This is a genomic window from Shouchella phoenicis, assembly GCF_047238345.1.
In the GTDB taxonomy this organism is placed as follows: domain Bacteria; phylum Bacillota; class Bacilli; order Bacillales; family Bacillaceae_D; genus Shouchella.
The window spans coordinates 3,465,872-3,488,601 of the sequence record NZ_JBDFMQ010000001.1; the positions used below are offsets into that span (position 1 = coordinate 3,465,872).

Annotated in this window: 25 protein-coding genes; 15 read left to right on the forward strand and 10 right to left on the reverse strand. The window is 41.1% G+C overall.

What is annotated here, in order from left to right:
- Positions 1 to 217: 217 nt before the first annotated feature.
- Both ABC361_RS18515 and ABC361_RS18520 read left to right on the forward strand, forming a co-directional pair.
- Positions 218 to 394 (forward strand): hypothetical protein, encoded by a 177-nt coding sequence (locus ABC361_RS18515; RefSeq protein ID WP_413075316.1) that lies wholly within the window; start codon positions 218 to 220, stop codon positions 392 to 394.
- A 142-nt stretch (positions 395 to 536) separates the two neighbouring features.
- On the forward strand, positions 537 to 1,184 hold the full coding sequence (locus ABC361_RS18520; protein WP_413075317.1) for a GDSL-type esterase/lipase family protein: 648 nt from the start codon (positions 537 to 539) through the stop codon (positions 1,182 to 1,184).
- A 24-nt stretch (positions 1,185 to 1,208) separates the two neighbouring features.
- Here the strand turns inward: ABC361_RS18520 and ABC361_RS18525 are convergent, their stop codons facing one another.
- Positions 1,209 to 2,462 carry an acyl-CoA thioesterase/bile acid-CoA:amino acid N-acyltransferase family protein gene (locus ABC361_RS18525; protein ID WP_413075318.1) on the reverse strand — a complete coding sequence of 418 codons (1,254 nt, stop codon included), beginning with the start codon at positions 2,460 to 2,462 and terminating at the stop codon, positions 1,209 to 1,211.
- Between the two features lie 33 nt (positions 2,463 to 2,495).
- Positions 2,496 to 3,674 (reverse strand): MFS transporter, encoded by a 1,179-nt coding sequence (locus tag ABC361_RS18530; RefSeq protein ID WP_413075319.1) that lies wholly within the window; start codon positions 3,672 to 3,674, stop codon positions 2,496 to 2,498.
- Positions 3,675 to 3,969: 295 nt separating this feature from the next.
- Here ABC361_RS18530 and ABC361_RS18535 point away from each other — a divergent pair, with 295 nt between their 5' ends.
- On the forward strand, positions 3,970 to 4,167 hold the full coding sequence (locus ABC361_RS18535) for a KOW motif-containing protein (protein ID WP_413075320.1): 198 nt from the start codon (positions 3,970 to 3,972) through the stop codon (positions 4,165 to 4,167).
- A 264-nt stretch (positions 4,168 to 4,431) separates the two neighbouring features.
- On the opposite strand, the gene ABC361_RS18540 is transcribed toward ABC361_RS18535, so the two are convergent.
- Entirely contained in the window at positions 4,432 to 4,725 is a 294-nt protein-coding gene (locus ABC361_RS18540; RefSeq protein ID WP_413075321.1) for a hypothetical protein, read from the reverse strand.
- Positions 4,726 to 4,899: 174 nt separating this feature from the next.
- Here ABC361_RS18540 and ABC361_RS18545 point away from each other — a divergent pair, with 174 nt between their 5' ends.
- Positions 4,900 to 5,337, forward strand: a complete 438-nt coding sequence (locus tag ABC361_RS18545) for a MarR family winged helix-turn-helix transcriptional regulator (RefSeq protein WP_413075322.1) — start codon at positions 4,900 to 4,902, stop codon at positions 5,335 to 5,337.
- Between the two features lie 13 nt (positions 5,338 to 5,350).
- Positions 5,351 to 6,001, forward strand: coding sequence for a YczE/YyaS/YitT family protein (locus ABC361_RS18550; RefSeq protein ID WP_413075323.1), 651 nt, complete (start codon positions 5,351 to 5,353; stop codon positions 5,999 to 6,001).
- Here ABC361_RS18550 and ABC361_RS18555 read toward each other — a convergent pair.
- Entirely contained in the window at positions 5,998 to 6,378 is a 381-nt protein-coding gene (locus ABC361_RS18555; RefSeq protein WP_413075324.1) for a hypothetical protein, read from the reverse strand. The two genes, ABC361_RS18550 and ABC361_RS18555, sit on opposite strands and share 4 nt — an antisense overlap.
- A 13-nt stretch (positions 6,379 to 6,391) precedes the next feature.
- The gene (locus ABC361_RS18560) at positions 6,392 to 6,973 is read right to left on the reverse strand and encodes a TetR/AcrR family transcriptional regulator (RefSeq protein ID WP_413075325.1); all 582 of its coding nucleotides are present in this window, start codon (positions 6,971 to 6,973) and stop codon (positions 6,392 to 6,394) included.
- A gap of 201 nt (positions 6,974 to 7,174) precedes the next feature.
- On the opposite strand from ABC361_RS18560, the gene ABC361_RS18565 reads away from it, so the two are divergent.
- The 5 genes from ABC361_RS18565 to ABC361_RS18585 all read left to right on the forward strand — a co-directional run bounded on the left by ABC361_RS18565 (position 7,175) and on the right by ABC361_RS18585 (position 13,114).
- Positions 7,175 to 8,380 (forward strand): MFS transporter, encoded by a 1,206-nt coding sequence (locus ABC361_RS18565; RefSeq protein WP_413075326.1) that lies wholly within the window; start codon positions 7,175 to 7,177, stop codon positions 8,378 to 8,380.
- Between the two features lie 436 nt (positions 8,381 to 8,816).
- Positions 8,817 to 10,136: a sugar ABC transporter substrate-binding protein gene (locus ABC361_RS18570; protein WP_413075327.1), complete on the forward strand. Its 1,320-nt coding sequence runs from the start codon at positions 8,817 to 8,819 to the stop codon at positions 10,134 to 10,136.
- Between the two features lie 257 nt (positions 10,137 to 10,393).
- Positions 10,394 to 11,695, forward strand: coding sequence for a carbohydrate ABC transporter permease (locus ABC361_RS18575; protein ID WP_413075328.1), 1,302 nt, complete (start codon positions 10,394 to 10,396; stop codon positions 11,693 to 11,695).
- Positions 11,692 to 12,600, forward strand: a complete 909-nt coding sequence (locus ABC361_RS18580) for a sugar ABC transporter permease (protein WP_413075329.1) — start codon at positions 11,692 to 11,694, stop codon at positions 12,598 to 12,600. Before ABC361_RS18575 ends, ABC361_RS18580 begins: the two co-directional genes overlap by 4 nt.
- 73 nt (positions 12,601 to 12,673) lie before the next feature.
- Complete coding sequence (locus tag ABC361_RS18585) at positions 12,674 to 13,114, forward strand: ferritin-like domain-containing protein (protein ID WP_413075330.1); 441 nt, start codon at positions 12,674 to 12,676, stop codon at positions 13,112 to 13,114.
- Positions 13,115 to 13,148: 34 nt separating this feature from the next.
- Here the strand turns inward: ABC361_RS18585 and ABC361_RS18590 are convergent, their stop codons facing one another.
- A complete protein-coding gene (locus ABC361_RS18590) occupies positions 13,149 to 14,702 on the reverse strand; it encodes an alpha-amylase family glycosyl hydrolase (RefSeq protein WP_413075331.1) in 1,554 nt (517 codons plus the stop codon).
- A gap of 243 nt (positions 14,703 to 14,945) precedes the next feature.
- Between ABC361_RS18590 and ABC361_RS18595 the strand changes: the two genes are divergently transcribed.
- The 3 genes from ABC361_RS18595 (at position 14,946) to ABC361_RS18605 (ending at position 17,543) form a co-directional block, all read left to right on the forward strand.
- Entirely contained in the window at positions 14,946 to 16,121 is a 1,176-nt protein-coding gene (locus ABC361_RS18595) for an MFS transporter (protein WP_413075332.1), read from the forward strand.
- A gap of 85 nt (positions 16,122 to 16,206) precedes the next feature.
- Positions 16,207 to 16,860, forward strand: a complete 654-nt coding sequence (locus ABC361_RS18600) for a hypothetical protein (RefSeq protein WP_413075333.1) — start codon at positions 16,207 to 16,209, stop codon at positions 16,858 to 16,860.
- A gap of 62 nt (positions 16,861 to 16,922) precedes the next feature.
- On the forward strand, positions 16,923 to 17,543 hold the full coding sequence (locus ABC361_RS18605; protein WP_413075334.1) for an NDxxF motif lipoprotein: 621 nt from the start codon (positions 16,923 to 16,925) through the stop codon (positions 17,541 to 17,543).
- A 20-nt stretch (positions 17,544 to 17,563) separates the two neighbouring features.
- On the opposite strand, the gene ABC361_RS18610 is transcribed toward ABC361_RS18605, so the two are convergent.
- Positions 17,564 to 17,989: an HIT family protein gene (locus ABC361_RS18610; protein WP_413075335.1), complete on the reverse strand. Its 426-nt coding sequence runs from the start codon at positions 17,987 to 17,989 to the stop codon at positions 17,564 to 17,566.
- 95 nt (positions 17,990 to 18,084) lie between these two features.
- Here ABC361_RS18610 and ABC361_RS18615 point away from each other — a divergent pair, with 95 nt between their 5' ends.
- Positions 18,085 to 18,549 carry an ASCH domain-containing protein gene (locus ABC361_RS18615; protein WP_413075336.1) on the forward strand — a complete coding sequence of 155 codons (465 nt, stop codon included), beginning with the start codon at positions 18,085 to 18,087 and terminating at the stop codon, positions 18,547 to 18,549.
- A 19-nt stretch (positions 18,550 to 18,568) separates the two neighbouring features.
- Complete coding sequence (locus tag ABC361_RS18620; RefSeq protein WP_413075337.1) at positions 18,569 to 19,012, forward strand: GNAT family N-acetyltransferase; 444 nt, start codon at positions 18,569 to 18,571, stop codon at positions 19,010 to 19,012.
- 79 nt (positions 19,013 to 19,091) lie between these two features.
- Here the strand turns inward: ABC361_RS18620 and ABC361_RS18625 are convergent, their stop codons facing one another.
- The 3 genes from ABC361_RS18625 to ABC361_RS18635 form a co-directional block, all read right to left on the reverse strand.
- Positions 19,092 to 20,240 carry an NADH:flavin oxidoreductase gene (locus ABC361_RS18625; protein WP_413075338.1) on the reverse strand — a complete coding sequence of 383 codons (1,149 nt, stop codon included), beginning with the start codon at positions 20,238 to 20,240 and terminating at the stop codon, positions 19,092 to 19,094.
- 79 nt (positions 20,241 to 20,319) lie between these two features.
- The gene (locus ABC361_RS18630) at positions 20,320 to 20,760 is read right to left on the reverse strand and encodes a hypothetical protein (RefSeq protein ID WP_413075339.1); all 441 of its coding nucleotides are present in this window, start codon (positions 20,758 to 20,760) and stop codon (positions 20,320 to 20,322) included.
- Between the two features lie 113 nt (positions 20,761 to 20,873).
- Positions 20,874 to 22,613 carry a glycoside hydrolase family 2 protein gene (locus ABC361_RS18635; RefSeq protein ID WP_413075340.1) on the reverse strand — a complete coding sequence of 580 codons (1,740 nt, stop codon included), beginning with the start codon at positions 22,611 to 22,613 and terminating at the stop codon, positions 20,874 to 20,876.
- Positions 22,614 to 22,730 lie beyond the last annotated feature (117 nt).

The following is a 22,730-nucleotide window of genomic DNA, read 5'->3' on the forward strand; positions in this document are numbered from 1 at the left end:
CTAGTCATCAAGGGGATGTTTACTTACTAGTATGATAAAAACCTAGAAAATATTAATAGAAAACAACTTGAGTCAATTTCATCATTCAAGGTAGATGTGAAAATAACTACTACTACATATTCAGATAGCAGCTGTTTTAATAGGAAAGACTTTCTAGCGAAGTAGTTTTTGCGGTAAACTTTAACTAAAACCTACTAACGATTGAGGTGAAAACAACATGTCTACACGACGGATTTTTGTATTTGTTCCTACTGTGTTATTCATTGTCCTAAACCTTATGCACCTAATTGGCGTCTGGTCTGCTGCTCCCTTTATTCAAATTCTTTATTTCTTCATCATGATTACACTCATTTTTCAAGCTGGCATAATGATTGGCAGGCATACTGTAGATTAAGAAGAGCGATTTTTATACCTTTAAGATAGGCTTCATGGGAAGCTCTGCTTTTATTTTCACATCTCCGCTTTATTAAGGGCAATGGCCGTTGCCTCTTTCTTTCTATAGAGTAAACTATAGAAAGGAGGTGAATCGAACCCTCATGCATACGTACCTAGCAATAGGGGATTCACTGACGACAGCGGAAGGATCTTCTAGCCAATCGGAAGACGATCAAGGCTTTGTACTTCCTTATTTACGACATTTAAAGGCGGAATTAAGGGAGCCTTTCCAACTTAAAACGCTTGTTCAAAACATGGCAACGGCACGCCAGTTATACTGGTTTGCATCTAATTATCAACATGAGCAAACCATTTATGACGCAACCGTTATCACGATTACAACAGGTAGGAATGATTTTCTTGATGCGTTTGAAATCGCCAAGCTCACCAAATCGGATCGGGCTCTATCACAAGCAGATACGCTCACGTACCAAGCATTAGAAGCATTGATTCGATATATTGTCGAAACGAAACAACACGCACGTCAGCCTTATTTTATTCGAATTTTCAATCTATATAATCCGTATCCTGAAACTGATTTACTCGATGAAGTCATTCGTCGCTACAATAAGAAATTAATGACTTTAGAAACATACAAACAGGTCAAGATTATTAATGCCTATGATGCGTTTCAAAAGCACACAGACGCATTGCTTGCAACAGATCATGAGCAACCGAATGATGCCGGCTATCAAACGTTAGTAGCTGCATTAATTGGATCTGGCTTATCACCACTAAAAAAACCGTAAAAGCAGCTGCATCATCACCTGCTCTTACGGTTCATTTTTTAAATGTCTCTGAAAAAATTGCACGGTTCTTTTCCATGACACAATACTCGCTCTTGCCGTTTCTCTTCTTCTACCACCGTGAAACACTGTAGCAAAAATAGGGAGATATGGAATTCCCATTTCGTGACCAGCTTCAGCAAAGAGCTGTTGGTGAATATGCGGATTGTGTTCCACATCGTTCATTTGTTCAGCTGAGAACATTCCATCGTCTCTTCCAGCTAACAACAATGTCGGCTTATTTGTACGTTCAATCGGTATTTTGGCCTGAGGGTACGTGTGCAAATACTCGTAAAGGGCATCATACCAAATTTTAAAAGGGTTCTTCCCTTCAGAAAAAAGCTGTTTGCATAATAATGCTGCTTCAACTGGATTTTCTGGTGTTAAATAAGGGAGTGTTTGACCGTTGTATACCCATGCTGGTGGCAACCTTTTATCGGAAGACCATGGAACAATGCCTGCCATGGAATACCTCATCCCATTTAGCGCTACACACGCTGCAAGATCGTCTACATAAACACTGGACCAAAGCGCAAATTCGCCTCCACGGGAGGTTCCGTGTATACCGATCTTCTCGGTCGTTTCTGATCTCTGCTTTATCCATTTCACTGCCTGATCCACGATAGAAAGATCGATCCCTTCAAGACGATCTGGTTTACCCTCTACACCAAAATAACCAATGGCAAATGTATGAAACCCTTCTGAAGCAAGGGCAGCGGCAACATATTCGTACACACCGCCCTCTGACCCTCCAACCACCATAATGGTTGGTTTGCTTATACCCTCTTCAAAAAAATACGTTCCGATCAGACCAGCATCATGAACCGGTAGTCGTTTGATCTGTTCTGGATACCACTGACGTCGGAGTTTGACCGAATCAAGTTTAACTCCTGCTTGAACTAACGTCAGCGTGTAACAGTGCGGGTCAACTTTGTTTGCATGTACGAGGGACGGCCCTATTGCTTCTGTGTCTTTTTTTCCCATTGACCAAAACAGACCCATTGAATCCGCTTCTGAATAGCTCCCTCTTAATGGCGCTACTTCAGCTGGTTGAATTTTCCCATTTTCGTCCGCTCGAAAAAGCGCATTGGCTTGAAGCGTATATGGATTTCTCCCCTGTACTACTTGTCTTTCTAGCACAAGTTCATATAATTGACTTGCTTCCAATTCAACAACGCTCCACTGGATTTCTTCCGTCACAAGCGAAACGGAATCACCTGCTTTAATGTGTATTTTCCCCATGGTCATGCCTCCTGTTGTTCACACACAGCTTACTTATTTCACTTTTATCTTCGTCCATGAAAAGAAACAGAGCAATAGGAATAGCGCAGATAACCCATAAACAATTCTTATATCAAAAGCCTCCGCAACCACGCCAACGAGTAGCGCTCCAATCCCAAATGATAATGTGGAAAGTGAAGCTTGGACGGCATAGACATAAGGAAGCTTTTTGGCTTCAATATGCTGTTGGAGAATCGTATTTAGCCCAACACCTCTTACCTGTTCACACATACCGATTCCGATAGACAAAACAAGAGCGACGACTGGAATCGTGTTCAATGTAAAAAATGCGGTAACAACCGCGCCTCCGGCAAATCCAATTTGCAGCAACCGCGACGTCTGTTTCTCGAGAATATGAGCTCGTTTATACAGAAAGAACCCGGTCACAATCAGACCAGTAAAGAAACTAGCATTGATCCATCCCCACCAAGCCTCAGATACTTGCAATACTTCTTCAACAAATAGGTAAACAGCAGCTGCCATCCATACTACACCAGCAACGGCATCGAGACTTGTCGTAAGCATGACTTGTTTTAACCATTTTGTCTGCAGTACGACGTTCCATCCGATCATCATCGATTTTTTCCAATGAGATTCGTTCGTTTCATACAGACTTGGCACCTCATGTCGCATAAGCCAGAACGCCACTGTCGCAATCATAGAAAAACCAATTACAAAAAGCAACAAGCCTTCCGCACCTACAAAAACAAGCAGAATCCCTCCGATTGCCCAACACCCTACTCCAACAGTCTCAAAAATGACAGAAGCTGTACTATTCGCCTTAATTAGCTCCGTTTTTGCTACAATTCGTGGTAATAGCGACTGACTCGCCGGATCAGCGACTCCGTCTAATAATGCAATCATACTGATCACAAAAAAAACTGTTGCACCGGGCATAAAGAAGATCATTAGAAACAAGCAGATAAACAGGATTCCTTTTAAGCCTTGTGCGAAAAAAAGGATACGAGGAAGTGAAAAGTAGGTAAACAACAAAGGGGCAAGTAAGCCAGATAAAAAGCGAGTAAAGGTAATAACAACTGGAACCATGCTCATCATAAAAGCAGATCCAGATTGTTCATAAATGATGTGCATCAACGCAACAATATACAGAACCATCACAGCACTGTTGTTGCCTTGACCGATCATTAAAAGGAAGAAAGATTTTGAGCCCAATGCGATTCACTCCTTCTCATTATTCAGTTTTATTTAGCTGATATGAGAAGGAAGGTTTACACCGCCATGATCGCTCCATTCGTTCGTAAAGTATGATTAGTTTAACACTTAATTCTGCAGGAACAAATATCTTTTTCAATCCTTTGTCTGATTTATATGGAAAAAATTATTTTAAAAGAAGGGGGGAGAATTCTTGAAATTCCCTTCTATCCTATGTTAGAAATAAAGCAAATCATGTTTTCTTTATCTTAAATCCGGGAAAAAAATAAAAAGTGAGCTAAAAGGAGAGATATCCATGGCAGAAGAAGCAAAAGTAGAAAATTTACGACGTGTCGTTGTAACACAAGGAGAATTTAAAAATAAAAAAGCACGCGTCATTAATATATATGACAATACCATCTCGGTAGAGTTCGACGATTACACTGGTCGCGAAGACGAAACACAGCGCACCGTCATCAAGCATGAAGAATACGAAAAAATTGAAGAAGAATAAAGAAACCAACAAGCGCCTAGGAGACACCCTAAGCGCTTGTTTTACCCTTCATTCCTTAAGATTCCTAGCGTAACCCAATATGCGTTAAAATGGATTACGATTATAAGCCCCAATATAATTGTAACAAATGTCGATTGAGTAAAGATCCATACAATTCCAAGAGCTATTACGAGCAGCCCGCTCGTTATGAGCCAGCTAATCCTTGATGCCTTCCCTACGATGCTGAAATCTCTCTAAAGTAAAGAAGAACCGCAAAAACGGCTCTTAGTAATTGTTAATCGCAATAACCTCATATGCTGCTAACCCAATAAACAAGACCGAAATGACTGTCATCAATAGGAAAGCGCGCTGTGATTTTTTTTCTTTATCCGTTTTTTGATAATGATCTAAAGAGAGAAAGAAAATGCCTAGTCCTGCTGAAGACATTAACACTGCCATAAGCCAGCCCATAAATACTGGGTTTGACGCCCCGCCAGTTACTAAAGCAATAAAATTGGCCAAGAACGTTAGAATTAATAAACAGATAAACCCATAGCCAATTTTTCGGTAAATCCCCATAACAAACACCTCCGTACTGCATCAAACATTCTTCATTTATTATATCAAGCTTGTCTCAATGGTCCAACTTAAACCTCGTCAACGCATATAGTTGTTGCACGAACAAAATTGACAGCCCCATCCCTTGATGATATAGTTGTTGCACGAACTACATTGAAAAGGAGCACAATTGCTTTGTTTGAATCGTTTGATGAGTCAATTGGGTTTATGACCGCACAGACGCACCGAACCATGTTTCGTGCGTTTACAGCCTATTTAAAAACATACGGAATTACGCCAGAACAATGGACCGTCATAAAACGCCTCCATACACATGGTGACCTTCCCCAAAAGGAACTAGCCTCTGTTTCTGAAAAAGATAAAGCCACGCTAACCCGTATTGTTGATCTATTAGAACGTAAGACCATAATTGTTAAAAGAAGCAACCCTGAAGACAAACGCTCCCACTATGTAAGTCTGACCGAACGAGGTCTTACCTTGTATCAACGCATTCTTCCAGGTACAGAAACGTTTTATCAAGACATCGTAGCCGACATTAGTGAATCTGATCTTCAGACGTATGTGCAAACCTTAAAGAAAATTCGGCAAAAAAGCCGTCAATATTTAGATTAAAGAAGGGATTTATTTGCAGTCATTTAACCGATACGCTCTTTTTTCGTTCGGTCTCTTTTTTATGGGTTTAGGCATTGCCCTAACCACACGATCGGAATTAGGAACATCACCAATATCAAGCGTCCCATACGTATTAAGTTTGTCGTTGCCTTTATCAATTGGCACATTTACATTTCTCCTACTCGCTTTCTTTGTGCTTGTGCAGAAATTGATTTTAGGCTCGACGTTTCCAGCTTTACACTATTTACAACTTTTAATAGCGCCACTCCTTGGCCTTTTTATCGATTTCGGGATGTTCATAACGGCATTTATTCACCCATTTTTTTACGTTGAAAAATTAAGCCTTGTAGTCATTGGTTGTCTGTTCCTCGCTTTAGGAGTAACGTTACAAATTGAAGCAAAAACCATTATGAATGCAGGCGAAGCCATTGTTAAAGTGCTAGCGGATCGTTTAAACAAACCATTTAGTTCGGTTAAAGTCTCATTTGATTGGGGCCTTGTCGGTGTCGGCATCCTCTTGTCCTTTACGTTTTTTGGTGAGCTTGTTGGGATTCGTGAAGGAACAATCCTTTCAGCCTTTCTTGTGGGCTTCTTCATTAAGCTTTTAAGGAAAGGTCTTTTTGCAGGAAAAGGCAGAAAAAAAGCTACAAACCCGAGTAATTAATCAGGTCTGTAGCATGTTAGACGATCAAATTTCTTTAATTGCGATGCAGATAAATCTGTTTCAATTATTGATAAGGCGCTTGTTTGTTCATGTTGAAAGCCGAGCAAATAGCGCTTTTTATTTTTGGTCTTTTCACTTGCCCCTTGCGAAGTTCGTTCACAACGAAACGTTTCCTTCGCTTTCCTTTCGCTGAGAGCCTGAACCGTTTCATATGTGTCGTCTCCAAAGCCTAAAAACAAATACCGTACGCCATCAATTTTGACAACATCGGTTCGATCTTTTACAAACATAAGTGCATAGGTTGGTTCTATTCGTGAGCCGATTTGACCTTTTTTCCGTTTAACAAAAATCCCTCTTGCTTTAAAGAAATGGATCATTTCCTACAGCTCCTTATGCTTTAATTCCACGCCAATACACTTTCCAAGATTTTTTTGCCTGTTCAATAATGTCTTCAGGAGCGTAAAACACAACTTCTGTTACGAGACCTTCAATGAGCGCAAAATATGTGTACGCCATTGTTTCTGCACCTAGTTCATTGGTCAAAATACCCTTTTGTTGTCCGTCTCTCATCAATTCAGTTAAAAGACCTCGCACTTTACGCTCTGTTTCTCCTAACGTATCGGTTAACTGCTTTGCCAGTGGTTGAGGTGGATATTGTAAGAAACGACTGTAAAATTGGTTCCCTGCATCATCTTGGGTCCAGTCATGAACATACGTTAGAAAAGCTTTGTAGAGCTGCTTTTCAATTCCTACGTTCCCTTGGTCGAGGGATTCCTCAATAAACTTGACGTAATCCGTTGACATGTCCATCACCAAATCCAAGAACAGTGATTCTTTGTTTTTATAATGCGCATATAGCGAAGGTTTCTTGATCCCAACATTTTCAGCGATATTCGCCATAGATGTGCCTTCATATCCTAATAACGCAAAAAGTTCCAAACTCTCTTTTTTAATTTTTTCTTTAGTATGCATATCATTCCCCTTTACATCATTCAACGTTTGCGATATAATCCTGATCTAACGACCGATCGGTAGGATACACCATCATTGTACTGATTTTTTTTTGTCTTGTAAAGCCAGCTTACACGTTAAACCTACCTACCGTTAGGTTTTTGTACATGATCAACCATGAATCGGTCATACTATTCTTATCGAATTAAAGGAGATCATACTATGGCACAAACCTCTTTATTTAAGAACCGCACCTTCGTGCTCCTGCTCATTGCAGGTATTTTTGCCGTCGTTGGTTTCAGCATGTTCTTAACAACAACGACATGGTATGTGGTCACGATTCTTGGATCTGCAAGCTCTTTAGGTATTGTCTTAATTGCAGCAACGGTTCCTCGATTATTGATGATGACATTCGGTGGTGTTGTTGCTGATAAATATAAAAAAACGACTATCATGTTCGGAACCAACTTAGCACAAGGAATCTTATTATTATCGATCTATTTCCTTGTTGACTTAGACCAGATGACTTTTCTCATCTTACTAGGGTTAGCCGCTATTTTTGGAACGCTAGATGCATTTTTCGGACCAGCAAGTTCATCAATGATTCCTAAAATTGTTCCAAAAGAACAGCTCCAAAAAGCCAACGCCTATTTCCAAGGAGTTGACCAAGTTTCTTTCATCCTTGGCCCGATTTTAGCTGGGTTAATTATGGAATCTGGCACTGTTGCAACGAGCTATCTCGTCGCCACAATTCTTGTTTTCCTATCTGCGGTTGTGATTTTCCCACCATTTATTAAAGAAGCACCTGTGGAAAATCAAGTGAAACAAAGCCCGCTTAAAGACTTACGTGAAGGATTTAGCTATATTAAGAGCTCAAATTTCTTATTAGTCGGCTTGCTCGTGTTAATTACACTGAACTTTTTCGTCTTTGGCGCACTCCATATTGCGATTCCATTACTCGTTGATCTGCACGGTGGAACGCCAATTAACTTGAGTTACATGGAAGTAAGCTTAGGTGTAGGGATGGTTATAAGTACATTCCTTCTAAGTTCAATTCAAATTAAAAGACGCGGCTTTACATCGTTGATGGGGCTATTTGCTTCTGTCGGTACGTTACTCATTTTTAGTATCGCACCAAACTTATTAACATTGACGATCGTCGTGTTCTTCATTGGTTTCTCGATGTCGTTTGTTTATATTCCATTTTTCACAGCAGCTCAAGAAAATACCGAAGGCCGTCTAATGGGACGAGTGATGAGCATTATCTTCCTAGCCATGAACGGATTTGATCCAATTGCATATGGATTAGTTAGTGCGCTTGTTGCAGCAAATGTCAGCATCCAGCTTATCTTGTTTAGCCTTGGAGTTGCTGGTCTACTCATTGCCTTCATTGTGAAATTCAAAGCACCACATTACGCAAAGTCTTAAACTTAAAACCTATCGACTCTTGTCGGTAGGTTTTGTTTTTATCTATTTGAATGAATGCATTTCATAACGCAAAATTGGTTCAAAACATGAACAGTTTATTTAAAATAGCATACACTTCCACTATCAGTTTTGCGCTCACGGTGTCTTCTTTGTTTCGAGCATAACAGCAGCCATAATGAATTTGACACCCTTATAAACTTTTGGAATTCTAAATTCATGTCGAAAAATATTTACAACACGATATGCTGCCTTATTTATGCAACCGTTTGCCCTTTATTTTCAAGGAAAGACAAGCTATACATGCACCAATTGCACGCCTAGACTCGTTCTTTCCCAGTAATATTCTATCTGTTGTCCAACATAAACAGTCCTTCTTCTACATACTCCTTTAGTAATGCGTTTGCTTTCTATTATGCGCTCAAGGGGGAGAATGTAAATGGTGTTCAAAAAAACAGTTGGTACACTCATTTCAGGAGCATTGTTAACGAGTTTTTTAGTTGGTTGTAATGGTGGAGACAAGCAAGAGTCGGAAACAACAGAACCAAGTGACCCTAATAACGAACCAACTGAAGAAGCTCTGGTGCCTGAGGAAGGTGCTCACCTTGTTCTTTGGGATAATAGTGATGAAGAAGCAGAATGGGCTTCTGTAGTAGCTGAAGAGTTTGAAGCAGAATACGGAGTACCCGTTGAAGTACAAGAAGTTGGACATACAGAAGCCTCAACAAAATTAGAAACAGATGGACCTGCTGGACTCGGCGCCGATGTCTTTAATTCCGCCCATGACCATTTAGGAAAAATGGTTTCTGCAGGCCTTGTTTATGAGAATTATTATGCAAACGATTACAAAGATACATTTATGGATGCCGCCATTAGCGGAACATCGTATACCGATAAAGATGGAAATTATCAGCTCTATGGTTATCCAATTGCCATTGAAACATATGCGCTTTTTTACAATAAAGATATCGTTGAAGAACCACCTGCTACATGGGAAGAGTTGTTTGCCAGTGCGAAAGCATTCCAAGAAGAATCTACAAGTAGTGAACGAACATTTGGCTTTATGATGGAACCGGCGAATTTTTATTATACCCATGCTTTTATGGCAGGCTACGGAGGTTACGTATTTGGCGATAACAACACGAACCCTGAAGACCTTGGAATAGATAATGAAGGCGCAATTCAGTCTGGCGAATTTTTAAAGACGATGCATGATGAATTACTTCCACTCGCTATTGAAGATATTACGTATGACGTAATTTCATCCTTTTTCAATGATGGGAATTTAGCTTATCGCATTTCGGGTCCTTGGGATGTACACAATCATCAAAATGCTGGTGTGAATTTTGGGGTTGCCCCCCTTCCATTACTTGAAAACGGAGAAGCGCCACAATCCTATTCCGGTATCAAAGCCTACTACGTAAATTCTTATAGTGAATACCCGATGGCTGCTACATTGCTTGCCCAATTTGCTTCGAGTGAAGAAATGTTGTTAAAACGCTATGAAATCACCGGGCAGCTTCCACCTGTTGAGTCGTTAATTGATCATGAAACGATTCAAGCAGATGAGATTTCAACGGCATTTTTAGAACAAGCGTTAGAAGCGGTCCCGATGCCGAATATGCCAGAAATGATGTCTGTTTGGGGGCCTATGCAAGTTGCTTATACATCCATCTGGAATGATGGCATGGACCCAGAGCAAGCGCTCAAATCTGCTCGCGAGCAGATTGAAGATGCCATTGAAACACAGAATCGTTAGATCTTAAATAATCCATAAACTTCCAATTGGTTTGTTTTTTGGCGGACGCTTTCCGTGGGGCACACCGTGAGCCACTACGTTGTCTCACCGGCACACGGTTCCCACTGGAGTCGTCGCCATTTTAAACAAACAAGTGTAACACGACCTTTTCAAAAGTGTACATGAATAAACGAGTCTTGTTTCCGACTTATCTATTCAATTATGGAATTTACGTTATATTCGCTTATACCTTCTACGCTATAAAGGAGTGAAGACACATGCGTAGTCATAAAAATCTCGGAACGCTGCTATCGATTTTCTTCATGGGATTTGGACAGCTTTACCACCGTCAATATCTTAAAGGTTGCATATTTATTGCTTTAGAAATCTACTTACTATTATTCTGGACTTTGCCCTTTCGCAATGCCATGTGGGGACTCTATACATTAGGGGAGACTGAGCAAACACGAGTAGGATTTAACATTGTTCAAGGTGATCACTCGATTTTTTTACTCATTGAAGGGATTATTTTCTTACTATGTGGACTGTTGTTTTTGTGGATGTATTATTTATCCATACGTGATGCTCGTAAAGTAGGATTTCAACGAGATCAGGGAAAGAAACCCCATACGTTTAAACAAACGCTTCATTTTCTTTCAGATAAAGGTTTTCCCTATTTCTTATTAATGCCATCTGTTTTATTTACTGCATTTCTTACGATTTTACCGCTTATTTTTGGGGTCGCGATTGCATTTACAAATTATTCGGCTCCAAACCATATTCCTCCAGCATCGTTAGTCGACTGGGTCGGCTTTCAAACGTTCATTGATCTATTTAATATGAAAACGTGGAACCGCACATTCCTTGGCGTCTTTTCATGGACCATTATTTGGGCAATCTTGGCAACTGTTACAACGTTCTTTGTTGGATTATTCTTTGCTGTATTACTAAATTCAAAAGGAATTCGCTTTCAAAAATTTTGGCGCAGTATCTATATTTTGCCTTGGGCCATTCCGACGTTCGTCTCCATTTTAATTATGCGAAATTTATTCAATGGCGAATTCGGACCAATTAATCAATACTTTGAATTTCTTGGACTTGCTGCTGTCCCTTGGTTGAGTGATCCGAACTGGGCAAAATTCACCCTTGTCCTCGTTAACATTTGGTTTGGTTTTCCATTCTGGATGGTGTTAATGAGCGGCGTGATGACGAGTATTGACCGTGAGTTGTATCAAGCGGCAGAGGTGGATGGCGCAAACGGACGACAGCGATTTTGGCGAATTACACTTCCGATTGTGATGTTCTCGACAGCCCCATTGCTCATTATGAACTTTGCAGGCAATTTCAATAATTTTAATTTGATCTATTTGCTCACTCAAGGAGGACCTGTTAACGTCAACTATTCTTATGCAGGTTCAACGGATATTTTGATTTCTTGGATCTATAAGCTAACGCTCGACCAGAGCCAGTTTGCCATTGCATCGGTGATCTCGATCTTAATCTTCCTTGCGCTCGCCGCCATTTCGATCTGGAACTTCAGACGGACTCGAGCGTTTAAAGAGGAGGATACGATGCTATGACACGCAAACAAAAAGAACGTCTGGGCTCATTCTTAAAGCACCTTCTCTTAGTACTTGTTGCCATTTTCACCATTTATCCAGTTATTTGGATTGTGATGGGCTCGTTTAATCCTGGAACCTCCTTATTTGCCGCACAAATAATACCAGGCATGGACTGGACTTTGTTTTGGGAAGGGGTACGTCACTTTAGCCCGAGCACCATGTTAGAAGCATTTAGCTCCATTCGCCTCTCGCTCGCTCATTACAGTCATCTTTTTAGCGAGACACAGTATTTATTGTGGTATAAAAATACGCTTAAGATTGCATTTTGGAATATGATTTTATCTACATTCCTTGTTGTGACAGCAGCATATGCCTTTAGTCGTTTTCGCTTCCCAGGACGAAAGCAAGGACTTATGGCGATGCTTGTCCTGCAAATGTTCCCTGGTTTTATGGGCATGATTGCAATTTATATTTTATTGTTACAGTTAAATTTGCTTGATAACCATTGGGGATTGATCCTTGTCTATGCTGGTGGCTCTATTCCGTTTAATGCATGGCTCGTAAAAGGGTATTTTGATACATTACCTAAAAGCTTAGAAGAAGCAGCCAAAATCGATGGTGCTTCAAACACGACGATCTTTGCCCGTGTGTTAATGCCGTTGTCCGTGCCCATTCTTGTTTTCGTTGCCGTCTCAAACTTTATTGGGCCATGGATGGACTTTATCTTCGCTCGACTCGTGTTACGATCGAATGAAAACAAGACTCTCGCAATTGGTTTATTCGAAATGGTCACAGGACGTGGGAACACAGAATTTACGTTATTTGCTGCAGGAGCGGTTCTTGTTGCAGTCCCTATTACCATTCTGTTCATGATGTTTCAACGATTTATGGTGGAGGGGCTTAAAGCAGGTGCAAATAAGTAAGCCACATCGTGTATAGAGTAGCCAAAACCTCCATACTACTAAGAAAAAAGTTGCACGAAAGGAAGGCACACCCATGCACATGGATGCACATGAAGTGGAAACGTTAAATCAATTATTGGAAGGGCAATACATGGGGATTCATACGTATGAGCACTATTTAAAACATCTCTCAGAAGACTCCTCTTTGCACGAAACCATGTCTCATATACATGATGATTTAGAAGAACATGCTTCGTTACTCGCAACCCGTATTCGAGACCTCGACGGTGTACCGGTGAAAAATGAAGGCACATTTGGAACAATTCAACGCTGGATGAGCGAAGTGTTCGATCACCCTCATGGCGAACAAGATATTTTAAAACACGCGATTAAAGGCGAAAACATTTACGGCATTCGGATGTCGGAAAAAATCGCGAGGCACGGTCTCGATGAGGAAAGTTTAGCTGTCGTGCACCGTATTATCGATGAACAGCGTGAGCATGTGGATACGTTAAAAAGCAAACTCCATCATTAAAGAAAGACCAGCTGATTAGCCAGCTGGCCTTTTTTTATTCTTTGCTGTATATGACCGTAGAATACGGCGGTAGAGTTAATGATTCGTTTTCTTCGTTTAAACCGTTAGAGTGATAGTAAAGACTATTCCATTCGGCTGGCTTTTCCACATCGACCTCTTCACCTGACACATTATGAAGGACGAGTAACGTTTCGTCATCTAACACACGTTCAAACGTAACAAGGCCGTCCTGTTTCACATCGGAAACAGCTACTTCGCCATCCATTAATACCCGATGACTTCTTCTTACCGCAACTTGTTCTTTATAATGGAGAAGCAAAGAATGTTCATTTTTAAGCTGTGACTCAACGGCGACTTTTTCGCGATCCGTGCTGTAGACTCGGTCAATCCAACTCGTCTCTTCTGCACTTTTTTCCTTCTTCCAAATCATTGGTTCGCGGATGTGCTCATCAGGCTTCATCCCTTCTAATCCAACCTCTTCCCCATAGTAAAGATACGGATTTCCAGGCAACGTTAATAAGAGCGATGCCGCCATTTTTGCGTGCTCTTCATTTCCGTTAAGCTGACTCATGACCCGATCCATGTCGTGGTTTGATAAAAATGTACTGTCCACATAGCTGTCCGTTACGGAAGCGAAATGGCTCCGCACTTTTTCCAAGCTGGAGGCAATGCCTGTATCCCTTTCCTGTTGAACCGCGGATAGTAACCTTGCGGACAAATCAAAATTAAAGCCACTGTCCAATCCTTGTAAATACTGTCCAACGATAGAGGCGCTATCCCACACTTCTCCAACGAGCATCGAGCCCGGTTTGACCGACTCAACATGCTCACTAAAATCGCTCCATAACGCCACATTTTCATCGTGGTGATTCTCGATCTGATAAGAGCTATATAAATATTTTGCTGCGTCTAAACGAAAGCCGTCTAACCCGACTTCCTCTAACCAAAATGCACTTGCGTCTTTAAACTCATCCATGACTTGAGGGTTGGCAAAATTCATGTCCGGCATGCCGTGCCAGAATACCCCTTCATATTTCGGTTCACCATCTCCATGCCAAACCGGTTGGTGCCAATCCCCAACTTGATTGAGGTTTGTTGTTTCATCGCTCCAAACATAGTAATCCCGATACGTCTCATCCCCTGCCAATGCTTTTTGAAACCATGGGTGATCATACGAACTATGATTCATAACAAAATCCATGATTACCTCAATGTCACGCTTATGAGCCTCTTCCACAAACACCTTCATATCCTCGACTGACCCATATTCAGGATGGATCGCTTTATAATCTGTTACATCGTAGCCATGATAACTAGGTGACGGGTTTATAGGCATAAGCCAAATCCCATTCACACCAAGCTCTTGTAAGTAATCTAATTTTTCCGTAGCCCCTTTTAAATCGCCAATGCCGTCTCCATCGCCGTCTGCAAACGCTCGCACAAAAATTTCATAATAGACGCGGCTATTTACATCTTCAACAAAGGCTTGTTCTTTTGACCACTTCATTTGTGCATCCTCCTCCTGTAGCGCGTTGCTACAACCGCTGGCGAGTAAGACTGGCACGATCAATGCTAGTACTTTTTTCATTGATGCAGCCACTCCTTTCAGTGAAAAATATCCTACATAGTTATATATGAATATCTTCCAAGCACTATGCCCGTGCAATGGGTTTCCTCCGACCTCGACGGTAAAGCTCATTAAACGCTTACATGGTTTCCGGATTTAAATAATCGGTATTTTTTCGTACAAAAGACTAGACATCATGAGCATCTTCCTGTATCTTAGGAATTCGTTTGTGAAAAAAGGAAATAGAGAGAGGAGTGGAGGTTTATGTTACGTTTCGTAAATAATCGCCGCATCGTATTAACAATCTTTATGTTAGGTACGTTCGCCATAGGGATGACAGAATATGTCGTAACCGGCTTACTAACGGAGTTTGCACGTGATTTAAACGTTGCTGTTTCAACAACTGGATTATTGTTAAGTGTATACGCGATAAGCGTAGCTGTCTTCGGACCTCTCTTACGTGTCATCACAATAAAATATCCGCCAAAACCACTATTAATTGCTCTTACAGCAATCTTTGTTATAAGTAACATTGTGGCGGCTACCGCGCCTAACTTTGAGGTACTCTTGCTATCAAGATTACTATCAGCAGCTATGCACGCTCCGTTTTTCGGTCTTGCCATGATGATGGCGATTAATATGTCGGCACCTGAAAGACGTACTCAAGCCATCGCGATTGTGCAAGGTGGGTTAACCATCGCAATCATGATTGGTGTCCCGTTCGGTTCATTTATCGGAGGTATGCTCGATTGGCGCCTCGTTTTCTGGTTCTTAGTCTTACTAGGTGCCCTTGTACTCATTGGTTTAGCTATTTTTGTGCCAAATGAAAAGCAAGCAGAAACACCAAAGCTAAAATCAGAGCTAAAAGCTTTATTAAACAAGAACGTACTCTGGGTTCTTGCTATTATTGTCTTCGGTTTTTCTGGTGTCTTTACAGCCTACACATTTAAAGAGCCGATGCTTCGTGAATTTGCAGGCTTTGGCGTTCCTGGCGTTACGCTTGGTTTGTTCTTTTTCGGTTTAGGTGCTGTCATCGGGAACTTCACGTCAGGTCGCGTGCCACCAAGATTATTAACGAAAACATTAATGTTTTCGTTAATTGCACTCGCGCTTGTCTTGTTCTCGTTTACGTTCCTTCTACAAAGCCCTGTCTTGGCATTAATTAGCTGTTTCTTATTTGGTGCAGGGACATTTGGAACAACCCCGTTACTAAATGCAAAAGTCATTTTAGCAGCAAAAGATGCACCTATGCTATCTGGTACCATTGCTGCATCCATCTTTAACGTTGCAAACGCACTAGGCGCAACGCTCGGCACATTGTTCTTAAATATGGGGTTAGACTTCCGCATGATTACCTTTGCAGCAGCAGGAATCATCTTGTTAGGTCTCGTACTCACAATTATTACGAGCAAAGTAGAAGACAAAACCTTATACGAATAACGCACAAGCTCGCCGACATACAATTGTCGGTGAGCTTTTTTATTATCCATATCCTCCCACTTCTAGTAAACTATGATTGAAGGAGGTGTTTATACTGGTAGAGATCGTTCAATACGTCGTTTTGGCTGTACTGATCCTTGTTGCAGTGCCAATGCTCTTATATAAAGGGATCTTCGGGAAAGGCAAACATCGCGATCAATTAGACGATGAGACCGTCGTTGTGAAACATTCCTACTCACTCTTTTCTTCCAATAAGGAAGAAACGCCTTACTTTGTTGACGACGTTGAGAAAGGATCGTTTAAGCGCAAAGATGCTAATGCTCTCCAAGGCCTAGCTAGGTGGCAACATATACACTTTGATGTCGTCAATCATGTCACAGGTGACTCGTATCATGCTGAGCAAACTGGGTTCAAACTAACTTTTGGCGCAAATGCGTGGGATATTTATGAAGGCAGAATCAAAATTGGTGAGATTAACGCCGAAGCGCTAAAAGCTTCAAAAGTTCAGTACACTCTCCGCATCCACGGTGAAGAATATCGCGCAACTGTTCACGTTCGAGATGAGCTCATGCTTTACCAGAAAGACCATTTCGAGCATATATTGATTGGCATTTCGACCATCAGTTTCGCTGGAAAAAACGTCACCACCGAGCTTAATGCAACGGCCTACGATGAAACAACCTTGCAGGAAATCATGTTGCTCGTCCATGCTGTTTGGTCAGCGACAGGAAAGGTTTAGGAGGATTCTGATGGAAACATGCGAATAACTTATTATGAGGTCCTATGTATTGGAGTGGTTTTTTGAAAACTTTTAGTCTAACGCTATGTTTGAGTATGACCGTTCTTTTTACCGCTTGTTTTCCAGAAGAGCAAGCAAGGATTGTTGAAGAAGAGGTCGAGAAAGCTGAATCACTTGATACCTTCTCAATCCCAACGCATATTTTTAAGTCTGATGTTACACATCAGACCCTATCAACAGATGAACTCCATGCAAGTATTCAAGATTATTTAAACGCGAGTGCAGATCTAGATCATGTGATCGCTCAGTTTGAACACACGCTTTATGCACAAGATCCACTTACAACAGAAGAAACGGCCAAAGCTGTTGAAGTCATGACCTTACTTAAGGAAAATGATGAAAACTTCTCGACCTATATTGAATCCAATACGTTACCAGAGGGATACGGTGAAAACGTTGAGCGAATCCAACAATATATGACTGGCTACCATGAGTACTTAGCTTCTTTTCATGATTCGGTAAACCAGTTTGATCAAGCTATGTCGGACCTATTGGATGGTTCTATCGATCTTGAGGCGCTTTTGTTTATAGATACAGTTCCTAGCCACGTAAACGGACGAGAGCAACAAAAGATAGAAACATTCCTCGAAGAAAAAGGAATTGAAACGCATCTGTTTGATTAAAAGATATGTGTTTGCCACCCTTAATCGACTGCTGTCAGTTTCTCTTTCATCTTATTTAACGTATCATTTGACGCCCGCTTTATCGTCCCATCTAAATAAAATTTCGATGTCAGATCATGGTACTCATGCATCGGCACTAAATGAATATGCAGATGATCAATATCTAGTCCAACGACTGCCAGCCCAACCTTAACTGGATTAAGGTTCTTTTGCAGATGATGACTCATTTGCTTCACGACAGCCATGATGGCTAAATAACGTTCATCGCTTAATCCATTTATGTCTGATACATGTTGCTTTGGAATGACTAGCGTATGACCTGAACGGATGGGGTTAATGTCTAAGATTACTAGACAATGCTTATCTTCATATAATACGTTCGATTCACTAGAATCATTGATGATGTTACAAAAGATACAACTCACGGTCTTCACCTCGTTTTTCATTTTTGCTAAACGTCTCTTCTTTTATCATAAAACGTTTTCATGATAAACTGTAGGAATACTTTTTGATTTTCGACAACTAAAAATGAGGTGTTACGATGACTGAACATCCATCGATTCACGCTATGTGGCAATCTTTCGTTAAAGAGAACCCTGCCTATACCGATACACCTTATCAGGCGTGGGCATTTGGTGACGGTACGAAGAAGATGGCAGACGATTTATGCGCCCTTGTATTAACAGAAGAAAAGCAAGGCACTTCCTCCTATTATTTGGCGTATGAAAAAGAACAAGAGCCCCTTCCAACAAAAGGACAGTTTAACATTATTTTAGATGGCGATGGCGTCGCACAAGCGATTATGCAAACAACAAAAGTGGATATCCTTCCTTACAATCATGTAACAGAAGCACATGCTCATGCAGAAGGAGAAGGCGATCAAACGCTCACATATTGGAAAAGCGTTCATCAACCGTTTTTTTCCAAGTTAGCCTCTACTTTGGATTCTTCCTTTAATGAAACCGATCTTGTCGTATACGAGTGGATAAAGCTTGTACATAAGTAAATGAGAAGGAGGACAACGTTTGATCTATACATTTGTTCAAAGTACATATGAAGACAAACCGTACCTGTCACAATTAAGAATGAATGTTTTGCAAGACGATTTTGTTCGTCTAGCACTTCCACGCGCGCGTGTGCTTCAGCGATTTGAAGACCATTTCCGACCAGAGTCGATCTATTTAATTAAAGACCAAGATGTGAACACAATTGGCTGTATCGGCATAGTTGAACATGAACACTCAGTCGAATTAAAAAACTTTTATCTCGAACCAGCTTTTCAAGGACAAGGCATTGGTAGAACGGTCTTTCAACATATCCTTTCTCATTATAAAGACAAGGAAGAGATCTCCTTAAAAATTTTTAATGGAAGTCGAGCAAAACCGTTCTATCAATCGTTTGGCTTCATCGTTACAGAACAAGATGAACGAGTCGAAACCATGTGCCTGTATCAAACGGTTTCCACGTAACAAGTCGTGTCCCGTCTGAAAAAGGAAAGAACCTTGACGAATGGTCAAGGTTCTTTTGTACCGTACAATCTCTTTGCTTTTATTTCGTCACTTCTTCGTTTTCAATTAGTTCGATCTCCAACTCTGCCTTGGAGATCGCCGCAGGTGGCGTCGTATTATTTGTTAAGATATTTTTCACGTGACTCACTTCCATTAATGCTTGTCCTTTTTCAAAACGATTCGGAAAGTCTGGTTGGACAAGGGCTTGTCTACCTAACGCAACAAAATCACAATGCTCCATCCCCACTAGTTTCCCAGCTTCAATCGGATCTTCTAGCGAACCGCAGGCAATGATCGGCTTATTAGAATAACGTTTGGCCGCCTCTGCCATGAGCATAGAACCTTCTCCAAAAGCAGGTATTTTCGCATCGCCTTCAGAAAGATGGATATAATCCACTCTTGTCTTTCCAAGCGAAGAGAAAATCGTTGCCGCCTCTTCTTCCCCGCCTTCCCATTTATAAGACGGATCGGTTGCTTTCATTTGCGAAATGCGAACACCGAGCAACATGGTTTCTCCGACGGCTTCTCGAACTTCATCAATTAGCTCCACAATGAGTCTTACACGATTTTCTGTAGAGCCACCGTATTCATCTCCACGTTGATTACTCGCTTCAGAAAGAAATTGATCTAATAAGTAACCATTGGCTCCGTGAAGCTCAACTCCATCAAACCCTGCTTCTTGAGCTCGAAGCGCCGCCTTCACAAAGTCTGTTTTAATCGTTTGAATACCGTCAACCGTTAATGGACGAGCTTCTGGAAAAGGGCCTTGTCCACCATAAAGCGAGACTTTCTCTCGTGGGGGCGTAAATACGCTTGGCGCAACGGTTTCATCCGTATATGCATTGCCTTGTGATTGCGCACCTGCATGCATAATTTGCGCAATGGATAAAGCCCGATTTTCTTTCATTGTCTCCACAATTGGCTTCCATGCTTCCATTTGTTCATCTGTCGCTAGTCCAGGTTGGTTTTCGTAACCTTGGCTATAGGCGGTATCTGGATAAATCCCTTCTGTTATGATGGCCGCAAACCCACCTTTTGCAAATCGTTCATAGTAACGATGGACCGTTTCATTTGGAACACCCTTGTCCGACGAAGACACACGGGTCATTGGTGCGACAATATAGCGGTTTTTTAAGATATGATTGCCGATCGTGGCTTGGTTTAATAATAACTCTTTTTCGTTTACCATATGCATATTCTCCCTACTTTCTTTAGACTGCGCTACCCCTCCCTTTCCTTTTGTTTACGTATCTTAAACCTTTCCACCATTACTTAACAATGACATTCTCGAGTTCGCTTAAATCAATTGGACCATTTACGATTCGATAGGTTCCTTGATCGACAACATGCACACCAGCCTCTCCAATGAACACAACCGAAGCATTGTGAGAGTAATGACTAATGAACACTTCTTGTTGAGAACCGTATAGTAACTGCTTTTGATAATAAGACTGGGATACTCGTTTCACTTGATAATTTGAAAGAAACGCTAATAGTTCTTCCATTTCTTCTTGTTCATCAAGGTAATGATCATAGCCTTCTTCCCTTTCTGTATTCGTTCGATCAATAGTGACACCGATAATGATAATGTCCTCTTCGTTATAATAGATCAGGCTTGCCAGCGACCGCTCACTGTAAGCATGAAAAAAACAGATTCCTATACTAAAAAGGCAGCATCCTATCGCAATGGTTATGAACAAACGTTTCATCCGCACATCACCCCTTTTTATTAAGGTATACGGGAACGTTTGTCCTTAGGACTATAAACGACAAACAATCCTCTCACAAAGGGAAAAAACCTGTGCAAGAGAATTGCTTCACTCTATTTATCGTTTAATGCTTTTATTTTTTCTTCTTTTATTTTGGGCTTTCGGTTTTCATCAAGTAAGCCATTAACCTCTTGCTGCACATCTGTAAGTTGCGTATAGCAAAAGCCGCTCACATAGGGCAATGTTTTAATCGCGTCAGTCATTCCTTCATAGCGCATGAGAAAATCTTTCTCCGATTTCACTTGATTTCCATATCCCCAACCATCATCTGTTGTAAATGCGATTCCACCATATTCACTGATCATAACAGGTTGTCCTTTGTATTCGTATCCTTCTGCAAACGCATATTTATCAAGGTTATGTGGGTAAGCATTTCCTAAAATCGCCGTTTCATCCTCATATCGCCTTAAGAAACGATCGGCAAACTCCTCATAATCATGCAATGTGATAATATCAGAAATGGTATGTTCCCACCCATCGTTCACAATGACCGGCCTTGAATCAAGTGACTTTGTGCCATAATAGATGCTTTCTGTGAACGCTTGCTGCTGTTCATTTGTAAAGATCTGGCCAACACCCCATGATTCATTAAAAGGAACCCATGTCACAATAGATGGATAATGAGCCAGTTGGTCCACTACATCAAACCACTCTTTAGAGAACGCTTTCACAGCTTTCGTTGAAAATGAGTACGCAGATGGCATCTCCGCCCATACAAGCAATCCTTTCCGATCACAAAGTGCGTAAAATCGCTCATCTTCAATTTTTTGATGTTTTCGGATTCCATTAAACCCAAGCGCTTTTGTCGCATCGATATCCGTTTCAAGTGCTTCCAGAGAAGGTGGTGTTAAATGCGTGTCTTCCCAATACCCTTGATCCAAAATTAACTTTTGGTACACGGGACGATTGTTTAAGAGCACTTGTCCATTTTTTATAGAAATTTTTCGTAAGCCAAAATAAGAGGTTGCCTGATCTATGATTTCCCCATCTTTTCGAATGATAAAGGTAACATCATAAAGATTCGGTTGCTCCAGTGACCAAACCGCTACGCCCCATTCATGAATTGAGGAGGTTAACGCTACTTCCATATTAGTCTCGTGACGCTCAGGTTTAAACGAAAAGCGGCGCACCTCATAATCGTTAAACGTAATCACCGTCTCAACCTCTACCCCTTGTGTCTCCCCAGCCAGTTGGTACGTAAATGCCACTGACGCCTGATCCAAATCTGGCTGGATGTCCACTTTTTCAAAATGCTGTTTGTTTACATACTCTACCCAGACGGATTGCCAAATTCCTGTTGTTTGTACATACCAGCACCCGAAGTTTTTGTTGATCCAGCGTTGTTTTCCTCTCGGTTGCTCGGTACTCATACAATCTTCCACCCGAACCGTTATGGTTTGCGAGGAATCGTCCACTAAAAAAGGGGTAAGATCAAACGTAAATGAGGTATATCCACCTTCATGACTTCCTGCACAGCATCCGTTCACCCAAACGGTCGTATGGTAATCGCTAGCTTGAAAGTGAAGAAGAATTGTCTTGTTTTTATTTTCATCTGGAATAGAGATGTTTCGTTCATACCAAACGACTGGATGAAAACGTTCATCCCCAATCCCACTTTTTTTCGTCTCATATGTGTAGGGAACGGTTATTTCTTGTTTAAGTTTAGCGCCAGCAAACCAATGTTGTTTCAATCCGATATTTTCATCATCAAATGCAAACGACCATGTGCCATTTAACAAGTCCCAGTCTTGACGGACAAATTTCGGTCGAGGAAAATCGAGTGAATGGTTCATATGCTTCGCTCCTTTTCGGTAAAGAACATCGTTTACAGGCAGTATGAGTGGTTTTGTATGAATTGTCAAACTACTTTGTCTTGAATCTTTTTTAGTGATATGATTTAAGTAAGTTAA

Excerpts from the sequence above, each read along its gene's own strand:
- ABC361_RS18615 (WP_413075336.1), top strand. The coding sequence starts at position 18,085 with ATGACTGAACATCCATCGATTCACGCTATGTGGCAATCTTTCGTTAAA.
- ABC361_RS18635 (WP_413075340.1), bottom strand. The coding sequence starts at position 22,613 with ATGAACCATTCACTCGATTTTCCTCGACCGAAATTTGTCCGTCAAGAC.
- ABC361_RS18540 (WP_413075321.1), bottom strand. The coding sequence starts at position 4,725 with ATGGGGATTTACCGAAAAATTGGCTATGGGTTTATCTGTTTATTAATT.
- ABC361_RS18580 (WP_413075329.1), top strand. The coding sequence starts at position 11,692 with ATGACACGCAAACAAAAAGAACGTCTGGGCTCATTCTTAAAGCACCTT.
- ABC361_RS18630 (WP_413075339.1), bottom strand. The coding sequence starts at position 20,760 with ATGAAACGTTTGTTCATAACCATTGCGATAGGATGCTGCCTTTTTAGT.
- ABC361_RS18555 (WP_413075324.1), bottom strand. The coding sequence starts at position 6,378 with ATGATCCATTTCTTTAAAGCAAGAGGGATTTTTGTTAAACGGAAAAAA.
- ABC361_RS18570 (WP_413075327.1), top strand. The coding sequence starts at position 8,817 with ATGGTGTTCAAAAAAACAGTTGGTACACTCATTTCAGGAGCATTGTTA.
- ABC361_RS18625 (WP_413075338.1), bottom strand. The coding sequence starts at position 20,240 with ATGGTAAACGAAAAAGAGTTATTATTAAACCAAGCCACGATCGGCAAT.
- ABC361_RS18575 (WP_413075328.1), top strand. The coding sequence starts at position 10,394 with ATGCGTAGTCATAAAAATCTCGGAACGCTGCTATCGATTTTCTTCATG.
- ABC361_RS18560 (WP_413075325.1), bottom strand. The coding sequence starts at position 6,973 with ATGCATACTAAAGAAAAAATTAAAAAAGAGAGTTTGGAACTTTTTGCG.
- ABC361_RS18585 (WP_413075330.1), top strand. The coding sequence starts at position 12,674 with ATGCACATGGATGCACATGAAGTGGAAACGTTAAATCAATTATTGGAA.
- ABC361_RS18515 (WP_413075316.1), top strand. The coding sequence starts at position 218 with ATGTCTACACGACGGATTTTTGTATTTGTTCCTACTGTGTTATTCATT.
- ABC361_RS18520 (WP_413075317.1), top strand. The coding sequence starts at position 537 with ATGCATACGTACCTAGCAATAGGGGATTCACTGACGACAGCGGAAGGA.
- ABC361_RS18590 (WP_413075331.1), bottom strand. The coding sequence starts at position 14,702 with ATGAAAAAAGTACTAGCATTGATCGTGCCAGTCTTACTCGCCAGCGGT.
- ABC361_RS18535 (WP_413075320.1), top strand. The coding sequence starts at position 3,970 with ATGGCAGAAGAAGCAAAAGTAGAAAATTTACGACGTGTCGTTGTAACA.
- ABC361_RS18595 (WP_413075332.1), top strand. The coding sequence starts at position 14,946 with ATGTTACGTTTCGTAAATAATCGCCGCATCGTATTAACAATCTTTATG.
- ABC361_RS18525 (WP_413075318.1), bottom strand. The coding sequence starts at position 2,462 with ATGGGGAAAATACACATTAAAGCAGGTGATTCCGTTTCGCTTGTGACG.
- ABC361_RS18610 (WP_413075335.1), bottom strand. The coding sequence starts at position 17,989 with ATGAAAAACGAGGTGAAGACCGTGAGTTGTATCTTTTGTAACATCATC.
- ABC361_RS18565 (WP_413075326.1), top strand. The coding sequence starts at position 7,175 with ATGGCACAAACCTCTTTATTTAAGAACCGCACCTTCGTGCTCCTGCTC.